This window comes from Paenibacillus solanacearum (assembly GCF_910593845.1).
Taxonomy (GTDB): domain Bacteria; phylum Bacillota; class Bacilli; order Paenibacillales; family NBRC-103111; genus Paenibacillus_G; species Paenibacillus_G solanacearum.
In genome coordinates this window covers 77,895-95,033 of record NZ_CAJVAS010000015.1, presented here as the reverse complement: position 1 = coordinate 95,033, position 17,139 = coordinate 77,895, and the positions used below count along the sequence as shown (strand labels likewise).

The following is a 17,139-nucleotide window of genomic DNA, read 5'->3' as shown; positions in this document are numbered from 1 at the left end:
CTATCGACCAGTAGTTATTGTTTACTAGTTTCTGCAATTTATACATTGCAGACTTAACTATTCTAAATCAATTACGCTCTACTCTGGGAAGGGGGTGAATCGGCTAATGAGGGAATCGAGCTATAATTTTAATTCTAAAAAGAACTCTCAACAACCGAAAGATATTCGAGGAGGAGAAAAAAAGGTTATGAAAAAAAGTTTATCTGCTATCTTGTCCCTGGCTATGGCGTTCTCGATGTTTTCTTCTGTGGCACTTGCAGCCGAGGGTGACAATACTGCAACTGAAGCTGAAAATGCTGATGCTGCAAAAACATCCGCTAACTTCAGCGATTTGAAAGATCTCGACGCAGCAACAAAAGCGAAATTCGATGCAATGATTTCCGCTGGCGTATTCGACGGCGTTAAAGAAGGTACATTCGGTCTGAAAGAAAAAATGAACCGCGCGCAATTCGCGAAAGTAGCGGCTCTGATCTTCGGTCTGAAAGTTGACTCTTCCTTGAAAACTTCCAGCTTCACAGACGTAAAAGCTGACGATCCTGCGAACGGATACGCTCTGCCTTACATCGAAGCGGTTAAAGCAGCCGGTATCACAGACGGTTATGCTCCTGGTCAATTCAACCCGGCTGGCGAAGTAACGAAAGAACAACTCGCTACTTTCTTGATCCGCGGTCTGAACAAAGACAAAGAAGCTCAAGCGACTCCAGGCGTTGCTGACAAAACAGTTTCCGACTGGGCTAAAGGTTATGTTGCACTTGCAATCCAACTGAAGCTTCTGAGCAGCGGCACTGACGGCACGTTTGGCGGTTCTTCTGCAGCAACTCGTGACCTGCTTGTTACTTCCGCATATGAAGCTCAAATTCAATACAAAAACTTGAACAAACCGGCTAAAGCTTCCGTAACTGAAGCGAAACCAACTGGTGTTTACACTGTTCAAGTGAAATTGGACAGAGAAGTTGACACGAAAAAAGCTACGCTTTCCTTGAAAAAAGGTACAGCTGATGTGGCAACGACTGTTAAATGGGCAGACGATAAGCAATCCGCTACATTGACACTGACTGACGTTAAAATTAACGCAGGTGAGTATTCTGTAACGCTTGGCGGCTTGGATGCAAAAGACGTTGACAAAACGGTTGCAAAATTCACAGCTGAAGACGAAGTGCTGAAAAACATCGACTTCCTGAGTGCAAACGACACGGTTGCTAAAGCAAGCAAAGTTATTCTTAAGCTTGCTGCTAAAAACCAATACGGTGAAAAAGCTTCCTTCTCCGCTGGTGGATATGATGTTTATACTTCCGGCGCACAAGATGCGAAAATCACTAAGAATGATGACGGCACATTGTTGCTTTCCATGAGAACAGATGTTGAAGGTCTTTCTCCTGGCGCTACTGTAATTCCTGTTACAGTTGTTAACAATGACCAGCACGTAACAGTTTCGAAGAGCTTCAAGTTGGGTGTTGCTCCTATCCTTACTAAATTGGAACTTGGCGATGTTCAATACTCCAATGAGGAAGCAAAAGCAATTAATGCAAAAGGCGACAACGCTACGATTGAATTGAATCTCTATGATCAATACGGCGGCAACATCGCTTATGATTCCAACATGAAAGATATCTTCGGAGATCCTAACACTGATTGGGAGAAAAGCGTAAACGTAATTTGGAATGATTACATCGGCTCCACTTCGAGCGGCGCATCGATCATTGGCAAAACAGTTGAAGACAACGGAAACAACATTCCTCGTCTGAAACTTTCCTTGAATGAGAATGTTGATAAGTCCGGTGAGTATACTTTCACAGTTACAACTCAGGCTGCAACTGCTACATCCAAGCTTAAAATTCAATCCAGCAAAATTGCAACAAAAGTTGAATTGGGCGACTTCAACGATGTTATCGCAAATGGCGACAACGATGTTTATATCCCGATTATCGCTTATGATGCTCAAGGCAACCAATTAAGCATCGATGATTTGACAAGTGATTCAAACCGCGATCGCATCCAAATCTCCGTTTCCGGTGCAGGTAACAAAGACGAAGGTTGGGAAGGGAAAATTACAAACAGCGGCGCTCACAAGGGATCCGTTCATATCAAGAAAGTAAGTGCTCCTTCGAAGAGCTCTGTAGCAATCACTGCAGTAATTGCAAGCCCGAACGCAACAAGCACTGCAACAAAAACTTACACTGTATCCGATACTCGTTATCCGGACAGAATCAAAGAAGTTGCGGTTCCTGCTAAAGAATATGCTCCATCGGCAACTATGAATGCTTCTTCAAGCTTCAAGTTCCAAGTGTATGATCAATACGGTAAGGCAATGAATTACAACCTGCCGGTGTCCAAAGATGGTAAAAACGTCACTTACAGCGTTTACGTTGGTTTCACTAGCGATAGCAGCGACGCATTTACTGTAACGTTGGACGATGATACTAAAGAAGGAACAGCTCTGGTATCTAAATCCGATTCTAAAGAATTTACTAATGCAGATGAATGGAATCTTGATTCGTTCAAGACCATCAATGATGGGTTGAGAGTTGTAGCAGCAAAAGGTGCTGCGGCAAATGCGGCAGCAAAACTGCGTTTTGAAATTAAGAAGAGTGAGAATGGCGGAACGCCGCAAGTTATGACGTCCGTTGAAAAATCGCTTAAAGTCATTGCTGCTAACTCCGATCTGAACTACAGCGTTGAATCGTTAGGCAACATGTTCTACGCTCGTGACAGCGGACTGAGCAACACTGGTCCTAGCGGAAACATTACAGGTGTTACTCCTGCCGTTACCCTGAACAATGCAATTAACTCTGCTGTATATTCTCCTTACAGAAAAGAAGTTAAATTGGTTGTAACTAATGGTGCAGGCGATCAAGTAGCTGTAACAAGAGATACAGTTCGGAATGTAACGTCTTCTGACCAAATTTCCGCTTTCGCTGGCAAAAATCCGTATGACAATAAGTGGTATGTACTCGGATATAAAACAGGAAGCGCAACAATTTCTGTTAGCTATGTGAATGCGAAGGGTGATCCTAAAGTCGTTACGACTCCAGTTACAATCAAGAATGAGCGCGTGAAAATTGTCGATCTGGCAGCTGGTAAGAACAAAGTGAAAGTAACAGGCAGAACTGCAGCATACAAAATTGCTGATAAATATGACTCCGAAGTTTCCAACGGCTTAATGGATCTTAAGATAACTGACCAATACGGTGTGGTTATCGATGGTGTAGACGTCTCTGACTTCAACTTCTTGCATGGTGTTGTATTTACTGCAGACAACGAAGCAGTTACGATCGATGGTAACAACATTTACGTCCCAGCATCTCTTAAAGGATCAAGCTTCAACCTCACAGCAACTGCACCAAGCGGCTTGTCCGTATCTACTGAAGTTGTTGTCGACTAATCCTAGTTTTTCTAAAAAAGAAGACCTTCGGGTCTTCTTTTTTTACATAACCCGATGGAGTGTGAATATATGACTTCTCGTATCAAAAAAGTAACTCTCACCGCCGCAATCTTATCCCTATCCGCACTAAGCTTTGCTTACGCCGATTCAGCCACCACGACAACACAACCTGGTTCCGTAGATGACCCTGTTATAACCAAAAGTTACTTCGAGCAAAACATTCAAAAGCAAGTTGCCGAACAAATGACAAAGCAAACGGTTAATGAAGAAATGCTCAAACAGCTCGTTGCTGCTGAAGTTGCCAAGATCGCGGGAAATATCAATGGAGGCAACCCCACTGGATCTAATCCAGTGACGACTCCTTCAACAAGTTCTTCAACATCTGATTCGACTTCAAATATGTCCATTATCCAACTGGGTGCGGGTCAAATGCTTTATGGCGGCGATGGAACGGAATTCATCGTTCGCACCGGTCAAACCACGGTATTTAGCTCTGATGAGAATGGTATACCTGATGTTACAATCGGCAAAGATATTGCAGCTGGTGCAACGGTCGAAACGAACCATTTATTGATCGTCCCCAGAGAAGGCCGAGGCATTAAGCCGGCTCCTAAAAACAATCAAGAAATTTACGTTATGGTTCGAGGCAACTATCTACTAACGAATGCAGACGGTTCCAAGGCTACACCATAATTTTACCCATAAAGCCAATAGTTAATACGAGTCACCTTGCAGGCTGCGGAAATACTATGATTACATTCCATTAAGGGAGGTAATCAGATATGTCTAAGAACAACAAAAAAGTCGTGCCGGAGAGCGGAAAAGCGTTGGATGCTTTAAAGTATGAAATAGCTGCAGAGCTCGGGTTACCGGTCGGAAAGCAAGGACTTGCAGGGGCGAATGTTGAATTTGCTACGGAGCTTGGTTCGATTCCGTCCCACTCGATCAAAGAAGACTATTGGGGCCACATTACATCCCGAGATGCAGGAGCTGTAGGCGGTACGATTACTTCTCGATTAGTTAAAAGAGCAGAAGAAATGATGTTCAATCTATAGTCCTTATATAATTATTGACAGTCATCGACAAATCCAGTAACATACTATAAAGAAGGTAACAGTTAAAGAAACCTTTTCCAACCGGAAAAGGTTGATTTTTTGTATGGGTACTTATTCGATAATCAATACTAGTAACAGTAGGAGGTCGTTTACATGTCCAATCCAATCGGTCGCCGCTTATTTACTTCGGAGTCTGTTACTGAAGGGCATCCGGATAAAATTTGTGACCAAATTTCCGACGCAGTTTTAGATGCGTTTCTCAAGAATGACCCGAATGCACGTGTAGCTTGCGAAGTATCGGTTGCTACCGGCCTTGTTCTTGTCATTGGCGAAATTACAAGCCAATCCGAATATGTTGATATTCAAGCAATTGCCCGCCAAGCTATTAAGGATATTGGCTATACTCGCGCGAAGTTTGGTTTCGATTCCCAAACATGCGCAGTACTCGTTTCTTTGAACGAGCAATCCCCTGATATTGCCCAAGGCGTTAATAAAGCGCTCGAAGCGCGCGAAGGCCAAATGACGGATGATCAGATCGAAGCGATCGGCGCAGGCGACCAAGGTCTTATGTTTGGATTCGCTGTCAACGAAACGCCGGAAATGATGCCGCTGCCGATTTCGATTTCGCATCAACTGGCACGCCGTTTGACAGAGGTTCGCAAGAACGGCACATTGCCTTATTTGCGTCCGGACGGTAAAACGCAAGTATCCGTTGAGTACGAAGGGGACAAGCCGGTTCGTATCGATACGATCGTTGTTTCGACGCAGCACGGAGAAGATGTTACTTTAGAGCAAATTCATGCTGACATCAAGGAGCATGTTATCAGACCGGTTGTGCCTGAACAGTTCCTGGATTCGGAAACAAAATATTTTATTAACCCTACAGGCCGTTTCGTTATTGGTGGACCTCAAGGGGATGCCGGCTTGACTGGCCGTAAAATTATCGTTGATACGTATGGCGGTTATGCACGTCATGGCGGCGGTGCGTTCTCCGGTAAAGACCCGACTAAAGTGGACCGTTCCGGTGCATATGCTGCACGTTACGTTGCCAAAAATATTGTAGCAGCGGGTTTGGCGGACAAATGCGAAATTCAGTTGGCCTACGCGATCGGCGTGGCCAAGCCAGTTTCGATTGCTGTCGATACATTCGGCACAGGCAAAGTAAGCGAAGAGAAGCTGGTTGAAGTGATCCGCAAAAACTTCGATCTTCGTCCGGCCGGCATCATCAAAATGCTCGATCTTCGTCGTCCGATTTACAAGCAAACAGCTGCATACGGACATTTTGGCCGTACAGACATCGACCTGCCTTGGGAACGCACAGACAAAGCAGAGCTTCTGAAAGCAGACGCTTTAGGCTAATAGGCAAAGCATCTGATCTGTCTAAGCAAGACGATCCGAATTTTTCGGGTCGTCTTTTTGTTTTTTTGATTACAACAGGTATAGTAATGCGTCTTGAAACTCCTTTAATAGTCCGTCACTATCCCTTCATACATTTTTCATAGTTTCGCTTCGTAACTTTTTATAGTTTAATAGAGTCTATTATAGAGGAGAGTGGAATGAGAGAGGAGAACAAAAGCGTGATTTTGCAGACAAAATGGCGAAAAATGTCGTGCATTATACTGGCCGCGGCGATGCTATTATCCCCATGGGCCGGAATGAGCACGGTGAATGCGGCAGGAGATACATTAACTGTCAGTAGTGAGGAAACGCTAACATCAGGCGCTGTGCTTAAGAAGTATGTGTGGAATACGACGCGGAGCAACAAAGAAATTAAAGTAAATGCGAACGTCGTTGAAGTGGACTTAACGAATCCTTATGTAAAAATCGATGTGATGACAGGCACGGAGAATCAATTTACACGCAAGCAGACGGTACTCGGCATGGCAACGGAAACAAAAGCCGTGGCCGGGGTCAATGGCGACTTTTACAATACACAGGCGGAAGGGGTGCCGATGGGTCCCCAAATTTCGAATGGTCAGCTGATGGCGACTCCGCCGTATTTGCCAGGATTTTATACGTTTGCGATAGACAAGAATAATAAACCGATCGTCGATCTATTTACGTTTAAGGGCTCGATGATTGCCAGAGACGGCGCGACCTATCCGCTCGGAGGAATAAACAAGACGTATTATTGGTTTGAACCGGACGGGGAACACAGCCATATCGACGGTATGTTTATGTATACGAGCGCCTGGGGTCAGGTGGATCGTTCGAACGATGGGGTGACGGTGCCGACGGAGGTGCTGGTACAAAACGGAGTCGTTGTGAGAATTGCAGACAACGGCATCATCGACATGATTGCTCCCAAAGACGGATATATTCTGCGAGCTTCGGGCAAGGCGGCAGATTTTGTAAGAGAGCATGTGAAAGTAGGCGAGCCGATCGTTGCCGACTATCAGGTGCTGCCGCAGGATCCTAGCAAAACGTACGATGCCAAAACGTTCAAAATGATGATCGGCGGGCATACGATCCTGGTGGATGAGGGGCAGCCGACCGAATTTTCGCGGGAAGTGGCAAGTTTGTGCTGCACGCGCTCGAGGACCGCGCTCGGTTACTCGAAGGATGAGAAGACCGCTTATATTATCACAGCGGACTATAGCGGCGAAAGCAAAGGTTTGAGCATGGCAGAGCTGCAGCAGTTCATGATCAAGGTCGGTGTTTGGAAAGGGCTGAATCTGGACGGAGGCGGTTCTACGCAGATGGTAGCCCGTCCGCTGGGCGAAACGAAACCGGTGCTGATCAACAAGACGGAAACCGGTATTCAGCGTAAAGTTGTCAACGGAGTCGGCGTATACTCGCTCGCGCCGAAAGGCGAAGTCAAGGGGTTATTCATTCAGACGCCGAATGTGCTGTTTATCGGAGAACAGGCGCAGCTTAGCTTCAAAGCGTATGACGAATACTATAATCCGGTGGAAACCGATAAAGTGGCCGCACAGTGGGCAGTAGCCGACAATATGGGTACTTTCAAGGACAACGTCTTTACTCCTGCGAAGGCCGGTACGGCCAAAGTAACGGCGGTATCGGGAAAAGGCAGTTCGTCCGCAGATATTGAAGTGGCGGGCCGCGATCAACTGAGCGGGTTGAAAATATCGGCGAATCAGCTGGCGTTGACGGAAGGCGAATCGTATAAAGTGCCAGTCGTAGCGACCACCAAGTCTGGGAAAACGAGAGAAGTTCCGCCGGAGCTGATCCAGTGGGAAGTGCTCGGAATACAGGGCGAAGTGAAGAATGGCATGCTGACGGTAAAGAGCATGGCCGGCAGCTCCGCCGCGCAGTTGATCGCGAAATATGACGGCTTCAGCACCATTACGACGATTCCGGTCGGCGTCGATAAAATATGGTACAATCTCGATGATAAGGCAGTCATGACGCTGTCTGACGTGAAGCCGCAAGAAGTGACGGCGGCCGTATATGTTCGTTCCTCCGAAACGGGGAACAAATACTTGGAGCTCAACTATAACTTTACGAACGGGAAGGGCAATAAGTGGGCGTATGCTACGCTGGATACGGGCATATTGGTCGAAGGCGAGCCGCAATACATGAAAATGAAAGTGAACGGCGACGAAAGCTTGAACTGGCTGCGCGCCGAAATCGTCGACAACAGCGGTAAAGTGCATTATGTCGATTTCGCCAGAAGCATCAACTGGACCGGCTGGAAGCTATTGATGGCCGATTTGACCGAATATAAGATGGCGTACCCCATTCGGGTGAAAAGCGTATATGTGGTTAATGAAGAAATTGGGCAAGATGAGCGGAAAGCCGTAAGCAAGATTGGAATCGACGATATCATGTTTACGTACCGCGGGCCTGTTCCGAAACAGTCGAATAACGCGATTCAACTGACCGTTAATAAAAAAGAAGTGACTGTGAATGGAAAAGCGATGACGCTCGAACAAGCGCCGGTTATTGTAAAAGACAATACGCTGATCCCGATCCGTTTTGTAACCGACGCCTTGGGTGGTACCGTACGGTGGGACGATGCGGAGCGGAAAGTGACGGTTATCCGCGGGGATAAAATGGTCGATTTGTGGATCGATAATCCCGACCTGATCGTGAACGGGCAACGAACAACAGCAGAGGTAGCGCCAACCATTATGAAGGACCTTACAATGGTGCCGCTGCGCATTTTGTCGGAAAATTTGGGCTGGAAAGTCACTTGGGACGGGAAGACACAACAGATCAAGCTGCAATAATTAGTTCTATAAGCTCTCACAATCTGATCTAAATGTGGTACTATATTGCTAGTACGATGAGAAAAATGGCGAAGGAGCTTTGTCCGGATGTCCGTCGATGCAATTGATCGCGTCATCAAAAACGCTATAGATGTGATGGAAAACAGCAAGTACCAGCTTTTCGAGATTTGCGAAAGCGTACGGGCAGAGCGTGAAGCGTTAAATAACGAGTTGCAGCAGGTTATTGACGAAACGGCAAAAACAATCGACACGGTGGACCGTTTTGAAGTCGAATATCGGCGGTCCCGTGTTCGATTAACGGAAGTAAGCAGAGACTTCAAACGATTCAATGAAGAAGATATTCGAATGGCTTATGAGGCGGCGACGCAGCTTCAAGCGCAGCTCGCCATTTACCGCGAGAAAGAGCTTCATTTGAAATTGCGGCGGGACGATTTGCAAAAGCGATTGAAGAGCGTGGACAAGCAGCTGGAACGAGCGGAGACGCTGGTGTCCCAGCTGAATGTCGTGCTGGAGTATTTGGCAGGTGACCTGAACCAGGTCACCCGGCTTCTCGAGTCGGCGAAAAACCGGCAACTGCTCGGGCTAAAAATCATTTTGGCCCAAGAGGAAGAGCGGAAGCGGATCGCCAGGGAAATTCACGACGGGCTCGCGCAAACGATGGCTAATGTCGTGCTGCGCACGGAAATCATGGAACGCATGATGACCAAGCAAGCTTACAGTGCCGTTAGAGAAGAATTGTACGATTTGAAAGGGCAAGTTCGCGGAGGTATTGAAGAGGTTCGCAAAATTATTTTCAACCTGCGCCCTATGGCACTAGATGATCTGGGTCTGGTGCCTACGCTCCGCAAATTCGTTCAGGATTATGAAGAGAAGTCGAAGATAAGAACCAAATTCGAACTGATCGGCAAAGATATGAGGCTTCCTTCGGGAATGGAGGTTGCAGTGTATCGCTTGGTGCAGGAGGCGTTCTCTAACGTCGTGAAGCATGCTCAAGCGTCGCATGTGACGCTGGAAATCACGATGCAGCAGCAAATGGTGAAGATCGTGGTGGCTGACAATGGCGTAGGGTTCATTGTGGACCATATCGACAAGCGAAGCGAGAGAGCCAACCGTTACGGGCTCATGGGAATGAGGGAACGTGTAGATTTGCTCGAAGGCCGGATGGACATTGAATCGAGCGTAGGCGCTGGAACGAAACTATCGATGGTCATACCGATCAAGGCGGAATCGAAGGAGGAATAAATAATGGAAACAGCGGGCAGCAATAATCGTCCGATCAAACTGGTTTTAGCCGATGACCATCAGCTTTTTCGCGAAGGGGTCAAACGGATATTGAATATGGAGAGCGATCTGGAGGTTGTCGGCGAGTGTGGCGACGGCATTCAGGTCATCGAGCTCTGTAACGCGCTTCATCCCGATATTGTTCTGATGGATATTAACATGCCGATCGAGAACGGTGTAGTCGCGACGGAAAAGCTCAAGGACATTTTTCCGGACATTAAAGTGATTATTTTGTCGATTCATGACGACGAGAGTTATGTATTCGAAACGCTGCGTAAAGGCGCTATGGGATATCTGCTGAAGGACATGGAGGCGGAATCGCTCATTAACGCAATCCGGTCGGTCGTGGCAGGACACGCGTACATTCATCCGAAGGTGACCGGGAAGCTGATTAATCAGCTTCGCCGTATGACTTATCTGGACGAACAAGGCATAGCTGGTTCAGGGGCGATTTCCAAAGAAGCCGGTGTCAAGTACGTGCATATGGACAACAGTCCGCTGACGCGCAGAGAAGCGGAAGTTTTGCGTCTGATGGCGGAGGGCAAGAGCAACAAGATGATCGGGGAATTTTTATATATTAGCGAGAAGACCGTCAAGAATCATGTGAGCAGTATTTTGCAAAAAATGGAAGTGGATGATCGGACACAAGCGGTGATCATTGCGATCAAGAACGGCTGGGTCACGTTGTAACTGCATTCAAATGAAGCGGAATGAAGCCGGGAGCATTGCGCTCTGCATTCCGAAAGTGCTGAAGAGAAGAAAGTGCGGTTCCCGTTCATAGGAGAAGCCTAACACGATTGTTGCGGCAGGAAGGAACCAACTGACTCATAGCGGCATATATTGTTTCCAAGGGAGGGAGCCGCTATGATGTTAGGCTTGGTTTGGATTGTTGGCTGCTACACCGCGGGTGTCGTCATCCTTCACTTGCTTCACTGGCAATGGAAGAAAAAAAGATCGGACCGAACGGTGCATTACGTGCTGCGAACGTTCAACAATCAGCTGCAGTTGGAATGGTATATAAGATCGCTGTCTTTCTTTTCGTGGATCAAAGGAAGGACAATACGGATCACGATTGCGGACGAAGGATCGACCGACGATACAATGGCCATTGCGCAAAGATTAAGCCGCGAGCATCACCTCGATATAAGTACGGACGCTTCGCTGGATTGGGACGCATGGATCCGGCAGCATGACGAGGAGCAGGTGGTTGCAGTACGGATTAGTCATAGCGAAATGGAAACCGCTTTCAAATATTTATGATCGGAATTCACACTTTATTATACGGGTGACATATGAAGGCATGGGTTTATGCGATCATACGCCAGAACAACTGCTCCTGGCACGTTTCCTTGGATATGCGCGCGGATCGGGACCATTGGACCCGGCAGTACGGGCTATCGTTCAAGCTGCGTGTACTGGAGCCGTCTTTGTCGTTTGGACAAGCCAGCGAGCTGGTCGGCATTATGAATCATAAAGATGAGGGAAAGGACTTGAGCCGGCAGCTTGTGCTCCTGCTTCATGCAGCTAAGTCCCTGGGACGGGAAGAGCGGCTAGGGGAGCGCTGGAGGCTGTGGAACTGGGTGCCGAATGCCGCGGTTATAGCGGACCCGGAGCTGCTGCGGCTTGTAACTTCAGTAGGCGAGCGAATGGCCGGGCGGAGCTTGATGGCCGAAGAGTTCAAATCTTTGATGATCCATGAAGGATTAGAACAGGTTGCTGCCCATCCGCACTATTACTTGCAGTTGGCATGGCTTCAAGGAAAGCTGAAGATCGAAGGCGCTGTCCAAGTCAGCCGGAACGTTCGAGAAATGCCGCTGCTGCTGCGGAAGCAAACATGGTGCCGCTGCAGACGGTGCGGCAATGAGCAGAGCCGTGAAGAAAGTGAAACCAAGGCTGCAAGCGAGCCGATCTCTTGGACGGATTGCCCCAGCTGCGGAGGGCCGTGTCCGTGCTGTGAGGCATGCCTGACGATGGGAAGAGCAAGGTACTGTACGCTGTTGATCTGCGGTGTGGAGCATCCGCATCACAGGAGCAGCGGTAGCGCCAGTGAGAAGGAAATGGACATGCTGCTGGCCCCTTGGGGACTAAGCAGCGTACAGGCGGATGCATCCCGTTCGGCGCTCGAGTTTTTGAAAGCAAATGAAACCCATATAAGGGTTAAACATGAAGTTGGATCGCCTATACCTAAATCTCGGTTTCTGATCTGGGCTGTAACCGGCGCCGGCAAGACGGAAATGATCTTCCCCATGATTCAATATGCGTTGTATCGCGGCGGCCGCGTCGTCGTTGCGACACCGCGCCGGGATGTCGTCCTCGAGCTGAAGCCGCGCCTGGGGAAGGCCTTTCCCGACACACAGGTCGTCACGCTTTACGGCGGAAGCGAGCAGCGGTGGGAGCGCGGGGAGCTGACGATCGCCACGACCCACCAGTTGATGCGTTTCCGTCATGCATTTGACCTGGTCATTATTGATGAAATCGACGCGTATCCTTATCACAACAATCCAATTCTGCAGTATACGGCCCAGCAGGTATGCAAGCCGGGCGGCGCTTATATTTTACTATCGGCGACCCCTCCGGAAGCATTGCAGCAGGCGGTGAAGCTCGGGAGGCTGCCGCATGCCCGGGTGGCTGCAAGATACCATCGGCATCCTTTACCGGTGCCTCAGTTGATGATGATACCTTCTATTAACCAGATGCTTCAGCAATCGAAACTGCACGCACGCCTATTTCAGAAGCTTCAGGAATCGGTTCGGCGCGGGGCGCAAGCATTTGTGTTTGTTCCTAAAATCGCTCTCGTGGAGCCGCTTGTGGGCTTGCTTCGCAAGCATTTTCCCGACATTCGAATTGAAGGAACATCCTCCAAGGACAAGCATCGGGCGCAAAAGGTAGTCGACTTTCGTGCATGCGATATTCGAATGCTTGTGACAACGACCATCTTGGAGCGAGGCGTAACGATTCCGAAATCCGATGTGTTCATTCTGGAAAGCGACTCCTCCATGTTCGACGCGGCGGCTCTTGTGCAAATGGCCGGGCGTGCCGGGAGATCGGCGCAGGACCCGCGGGGACAGGTGTATTTTGCAGCAAGGGAGAAAAACCGTTCTCAAGTGAACGCGATCGGCCAGATCAAAGAGATGAATGCTTTGGCCAAAAAACGGGGGCATATCGATTAGTCATGTCTTTCGGGCAGGCCGGGCTGTCTACATGGCGGAAGTAACAGTTAATGAAGGGCAAGTGTATCGTATGTGCGCAATTTCAGCTCTTTGCAGGTGGGGCTGAGGCTGTGTTATCGAAACGGAAGTCTTGTGATAAGGGGAGGGGAACATGCTAGGTTCGATGGTGCGGCGCTGCCTGGAATGGCTGGCTCCGCTGGAGAAGCTGTTGTCTGGCAGCAAGCCAATATGTTTGTCCTGCGGAGCTGGCTGTGACGGCTCGAAGCCTTTGCCGGTATGCTCCGGCTGCTGGGCGTCGATCCCGTGGATCACAGAAGTGTTGTGCAGCCGGTGCGGCCGCTTCGAGCACTGTACCGATTGCAGCCGGCGGGAAACAACCTACTACTCTCAAAACCGCAGCGCCGTTCGTTATGACGACACGATGAAGGAATGGCTGGCGCTCTATAAGTATCGCGGCAAAGAACGCTTGCGGCGGCTGCTCGGCCCCATGCTGCTGCATGCTTATCATCTGCATCGTCGCCATCCGGTTGAACCGGCGCAGCGCGATCCGGGAGCGCAATGGATCAGCTTCGTGCCGTTAAGCGAAGAACGGCTTCGGGAACGGGGATTTAACCAGGCAAGACAGCTGGCCGAAGAGCTTGGCAGGCTTACGGGCTTGCCTGTCATTTCTTTGCTGCGGCGCACCCGCCACACGGACAAGCAAAGCTTTAAGAGCAGGGCGGCCCGGCTTGACGATATGAAGGGTATTTTCGAAGTCGACGAGGAGGGGCTGGCTCGAATGAAGGCTGTGTCCGGTAGCACAGGGCGGCTGCGAATTTACTTGATCGACGATGTATATACGACCGGAAGTACGCTGAACGAATGTGCAAGGACCATCAGGAAGAAGGCCAGCGCAGAGGTCTATGGGATCAGTTGGGCAAGGTAGTAGCAGGCCTTTGTTCACCAAATTTTATAAATTGTTGGCAAAATGATCTTAATAAAGCCGGAAATTTGCCGATATAATAGGAATATAGGAGTAGTTAACGGCAAAACCTTGGGATATGGGGGAACGGCAATGAGCCTGAATGTAGTGAATTGTTACCGATGCGGGAAAATTCATATAAAGAATAGCTATAATATGTGTCCCAACTGCATAAAGGAAGTGGAGCAACAATATTTGAAGTGTACCGAGTACTTGCGCCAAAATAAACAGTGCACCCTGCAGGAGTTAAGCGACGCAACCGGGGTACCGGTAAATGTGATTACGAAATTTATTCGGGAAGGCCGCATTTCGATTCGGAGTAACCCTAATGTTGTATACCACTGCGAAGTTTGCGGTACGGATATCCGGGAAGGGACAATTTGCGAATCTTGCCGGGCGCGGCTTGCGAAGGAGGCAAGCCATATTCAGGAGGATGAAAAACGGCGGCTGGCTCAACAGCAGCAAGAAAACAACGCCAGCTACAACATTAAGGATCGATTGAAAGACAGATTAAAATGAGCTATGATTAAATTAACATTATAAACACAATATAAACTTTTCATATAAGCCCACCGATAAAAGTAATAAAGCTTTTACGCGGTGGGTTTTATTTTATGAATACGAGGTGATTCAAGTGAAAATCGACGGGACGAATCGGGTTGGATCGGTCAATCAATATAAGAAGTCTTATGAGTCGCAGCAGCAAGTTTCCAAGAAGACGGGAAGCAAGAAAGACCATGTTGAAATCTCTACCGAAGCCAAGGAGCTGCTCGGCAGTCAAGGGATGAGCGAAGCAAGGCAAGACAAAATTGAAACATTAAAAAAATCAGTAGCAGATGGAACGTATCGTGTGGATGGACGGAAAATTGCGGAGAAATTATTCCCTTTTTTGAAATAAAAAACGGAGGCGAGAATGAATGTCTTTCTTGGCATTGACACAACTGATGACGGCGTTGAACGATATTCATGCGAACCTGCTGGAGTTGGCTGAACAGAAGAGACAGGTACTCATTCATAATCAAATTGAGCGACTGATGGAAATCTCTAATAAAGAAAATAAACTAATAAAGCAAGTCGCGGACCTTGATCAAGAGCGGATCGGCGTCATTGGCGAATTTATGATAGAGAAGGGGTACAAGCCCAACCCAAGGGTAACCATCAGCGATTTGACAAAGATCATTTTTAATATAGAGGAAAAGAAAGAATTAATTGATTCGCAAAAGCAACTGCTGTCCACGATTCGGAAGCTCAGAGAACTAAACGCAGTCAATCAACAGCTGATCGAGCAGTCGCTCGCTTTCATAGATTATTCATTGGATTTGATCGTTGGGCCACCGGAAGATGAAGTGTTTTACCATAAATCCAAGCAGCAAGGGTACGGACATAGGAACGTGGGTTTATTCGATTCGAGAGCGTAGCGGAGGAGTAGGGATATGAGGTCGACTTTTAGCGGCATTGAGGTAAGCAAGCGCAGCTTGTTTGCACAGCAAACAGCTCTGCAAACAACCGGACACAATATAGCCAACGCGAATACACAAGGGTATACGAGACAAGTCGTTAACCTGGTTGCATCCAGACCGATGGAGGCTGTAGGGTTGATGCGAAGCAACGTTCCCGGCCAAATCGGCACCGGCGTGGAATTTGACTCGATCAAGAGAATTCGCGAAGGATTTCTGGATCAGCAGTTTTATGGTGAAAATAAAAGCTATGGCAGTTGGACGGTACGCAAAGATACCCTCGATAAGCTCGAGGCCATTACGAATGAACCTTCCGATACCGGTCTGCGCCAAGTCATTGAAAACTTTTGGAACGCTTGGCAAGTGGTCAGCAAGGAACCCGAGAATACAACGGCGAGAGCCGCGCTCAAAGAAAATGCGCTTGCAATGACCGACACGTTCAATCATACAGCGACGCAGTTATCTGAACTGAAATCGGATTTGACGGAAGATATCGATGTGAAAGCAAGAGAGATCAATACGATGCTTACGCAAGTGGCTTCGTTGAATAGAGAAATATTCCGCATAGAAGGACTAGGCAACGATGCTAACGATCTGCGGGACCAGCGGGACTTGCTTGCGGATAATATGTCGAAGATTATCAACATTACCGTCGAAAATACGGCGAGCGGGTATAACATCAATATGGGTTCGACGCGTTTGGTTGAGGGGGTCAACGTTACCGCATCGTTCGAAACGCCGGGGGATACGACTCCAGGCACGAAAATCAATTTTGAAGACGCATTTCAGGACGGCACGCTCAATAACGGCGAGGTATACGGCCTAATCTACTCCCGCGATAATTACGTGCAAAGCTATCAGTTCCAGTTGGACTCCATGGTGAAAGCATTGGCGCAAGGCGATATGAAGATCACGTTGCCCAAAGGCTCCGTGCTTCCTCAACAGCCTCCAGCAGGGACCGTTATTGGCACGAGAACGTTTAACGGACAAGAAACGCTCACGGACGAAGAACGAGTTGTTACTGCGGATGCGGGACTGGAGATTACGGTGAAAGGACTTAACGGCCTTCACGGGCTAGGCTATTCATTGGAATCGCCTCCGCAATCGGGAATCCCGTTCTTCGCATTGAAGGGTGGAGCTACGGAATATAATGCGGCATCGATTACTCTAAATCAGGCGATCATTGACAGTCCGGCCAAGATTGCGTCTTCCCTTCGCGTGGAGACCAATACGGACGGAACGATTAAGAAGAATGCTGACGGTACGGAAACTGTCGTAAAAGGAAATAATGACCTTGCCTTGCTCGCGGCCGGGATGCGGACGGTCAGGCTTGACTTTGACCCGCAGACGACGGGAATTCCGATCTTGAAGAACGGTTCCTTTGACGAGTTTTTCCGTGCCATCGTCGGACAGCTCGGGGTGCAGACGCAGGAGGCCATACGGCAAACGGATAACCAGAAGGCGCTCGTGGATCAAATCGAAACGAGAAGGCAATCGGTCAGCGGCGTGTCCCTCGATGAGGAGATGGCCAATATGATTAAGTATCAGCATGCATACAATGCTTCTGCGCGAGCGTTAACAACATTTGACGAAATGCTCGATAAAGTCATTAACAGTATGGGTGTCGTGGGCAGATAGTG

The 17,139-nt window shown here is 48.4% G+C and carries 14 protein-coding genes; all 14 read left to right on the top strand.

Going from position 1 to position 17,139, the window contains the following annotated elements:
* Positions 1–106 precede the first annotated feature (106 nt).
* Positions 107–3,382: an S-layer homology domain-containing protein gene (locus KXG62_RS17470; RefSeq protein WP_218093278.1), complete on the top strand. Its 3,276-nt coding sequence runs from the start codon at positions 107–109 to the stop codon at positions 3,380–3,382.
* Positions 3,383–3,451: 69 nt separating this feature from the next.
* Positions 3,452–4,075: a hypothetical protein gene (locus tag KXG62_RS17465; RefSeq protein WP_246627498.1), complete on the top strand. Its 624-nt coding sequence runs from the start codon at positions 3,452–3,454 to the stop codon at positions 4,073–4,075.
* An 89-nt stretch (positions 4,076–4,164) separates the two neighbouring features.
* Positions 4,165–4,437 carry an alpha/beta-type small acid-soluble spore protein gene (locus KXG62_RS17460; RefSeq protein WP_218093277.1) on the top strand — a complete coding sequence of 91 codons (273 nt, stop codon included), beginning with the start codon at positions 4,165–4,167 and terminating at the stop codon, positions 4,435–4,437.
* A 153-nt stretch (positions 4,438–4,590) separates the two neighbouring features.
* Positions 4,591–5,796: a methionine adenosyltransferase gene (gene metK / locus KXG62_RS17455; protein ID WP_281426859.1), complete on the top strand. Its 1,206-nt coding sequence runs from the start codon at positions 4,591–4,593 to the stop codon at positions 5,794–5,796.
* Between the two features lie 218 nt (positions 5,797–6,014).
* Positions 6,015–8,630, top strand: a complete 2,616-nt coding sequence (locus KXG62_RS17450; protein ID WP_218093276.1) for a stalk domain-containing protein — start codon at positions 6,015–6,017, stop codon at positions 8,628–8,630.
* A gap of 87 nt (positions 8,631–8,717) precedes the next feature.
* The gene (locus KXG62_RS17445) at positions 8,718–9,872 is read left to right on the top strand and encodes a sensor histidine kinase (RefSeq protein ID WP_218093275.1); all 1,155 of its coding nucleotides are present in this window, start codon (positions 8,718–8,720) and stop codon (positions 9,870–9,872) included.
* A gap of 3 nt (positions 9,873–9,875) precedes the next feature.
* Positions 9,876–10,601 carry a response regulator gene (locus tag KXG62_RS17440; protein WP_218093274.1) on the top strand — a complete coding sequence of 242 codons (726 nt, stop codon included), beginning with the start codon at positions 9,876–9,878 and terminating at the stop codon, positions 10,599–10,601.
* Between the two features lie 174 nt (positions 10,602–10,775).
* Positions 10,776–11,171, top strand: a complete 396-nt coding sequence (locus tag KXG62_RS17435; protein WP_218093273.1) for a hypothetical protein — start codon at positions 10,776–10,778, stop codon at positions 11,169–11,171.
* 32 nt (positions 11,172–11,203) lie between these two features.
* On the top strand, positions 11,204–13,081 hold the full coding sequence (locus KXG62_RS17430) for an ATP-dependent helicase ComFA (protein WP_218093272.1): 1,878 nt from the start codon (positions 11,204–11,206) through the stop codon (positions 13,079–13,081).
* A gap of 151 nt (positions 13,082–13,232) precedes the next feature.
* Positions 13,233–14,006, top strand: a complete 774-nt coding sequence (locus tag KXG62_RS17425) for a ComF family protein (RefSeq protein WP_218093271.1) — start codon at positions 13,233–13,235, stop codon at positions 14,004–14,006.
* Positions 14,007–14,135: 129 nt separating this feature from the next.
* Positions 14,136–14,561, top strand: a complete 426-nt coding sequence (locus KXG62_RS17420) for a flagellar protein (protein ID WP_218093270.1) — start codon at positions 14,136–14,138, stop codon at positions 14,559–14,561.
* Positions 14,562–14,676: 115 nt separating this feature from the next.
* On the top strand, positions 14,677–14,940 hold the full coding sequence (gene flgM, locus KXG62_RS17415; RefSeq protein ID WP_218093269.1) for a flagellar biosynthesis anti-sigma factor FlgM: 264 nt from the start codon (positions 14,677–14,679) through the stop codon (positions 14,938–14,940).
* A 19-nt stretch (positions 14,941–14,959) separates the two neighbouring features.
* Entirely contained in the window at positions 14,960–15,460 is a 501-nt protein-coding gene (locus KXG62_RS17410; protein WP_218093268.1) for a flagellar protein FlgN, read from the top strand.
* Positions 15,461–15,475: 15 nt separating this feature from the next.
* Positions 15,476–17,137 carry a flagellar hook-associated protein FlgK gene (gene flgK, locus KXG62_RS17405; protein ID WP_218093267.1) on the top strand — a complete coding sequence of 554 codons (1,662 nt, stop codon included), beginning with the start codon at positions 15,476–15,478 and terminating at the stop codon, positions 17,135–17,137.
* The last annotated feature ends 2 nt before the right edge of the window (positions 17,138–17,139 follow it).

Coding starts and splice junctions, on each gene's coding strand:
- KXG62_RS17470 (WP_218093278.1), top strand. CDS start 107: ATGAGGGAATCGAGCTATAATTTTAATTCTAAAAAGAACTCTCAACAA.
- KXG62_RS17465 (WP_246627498.1), top strand. CDS start 3,452: ATGACTTCTCGTATCAAAAAAGTAACTCTCACCGCCGCAATCTTATCC.
- KXG62_RS17460 (WP_218093277.1), top strand. CDS start 4,165: ATGTCTAAGAACAACAAAAAAGTCGTGCCGGAGAGCGGAAAAGCGTTG.
- metK (WP_281426859.1), top strand. CDS start 4,591: ATGTCCAATCCAATCGGTCGCCGCTTATTTACTTCGGAGTCTGTTACT.
- KXG62_RS17445 (WP_218093275.1), top strand. CDS start 8,718: ATGTCCGTCGATGCAATTGATCGCGTCATCAAAAACGCTATAGATGTG.
- KXG62_RS17440 (WP_218093274.1), top strand. CDS start 9,876: ATGGAAACAGCGGGCAGCAATAATCGTCCGATCAAACTGGTTTTAGCC.
- KXG62_RS17435 (WP_218093273.1), top strand. CDS start 10,776: ATGATGTTAGGCTTGGTTTGGATTGTTGGCTGCTACACCGCGGGTGTC.
- KXG62_RS17430 (WP_218093272.1), top strand. CDS start 11,204: ATGAAGGCATGGGTTTATGCGATCATACGCCAGAACAACTGCTCCTGG.
- KXG62_RS17425 (WP_218093271.1), top strand. CDS start 13,233: ATGCTAGGTTCGATGGTGCGGCGCTGCCTGGAATGGCTGGCTCCGCTG.
- KXG62_RS17420 (WP_218093270.1), top strand. CDS start 14,136: ATGAGCCTGAATGTAGTGAATTGTTACCGATGCGGGAAAATTCATATA.
- KXG62_RS17410 (WP_218093268.1), top strand. CDS start 14,960: ATGTCTTTCTTGGCATTGACACAACTGATGACGGCGTTGAACGATATT.
- flgK (WP_218093267.1), top strand. CDS start 15,476: ATGAGGTCGACTTTTAGCGGCATTGAGGTAAGCAAGCGCAGCTTGTTT.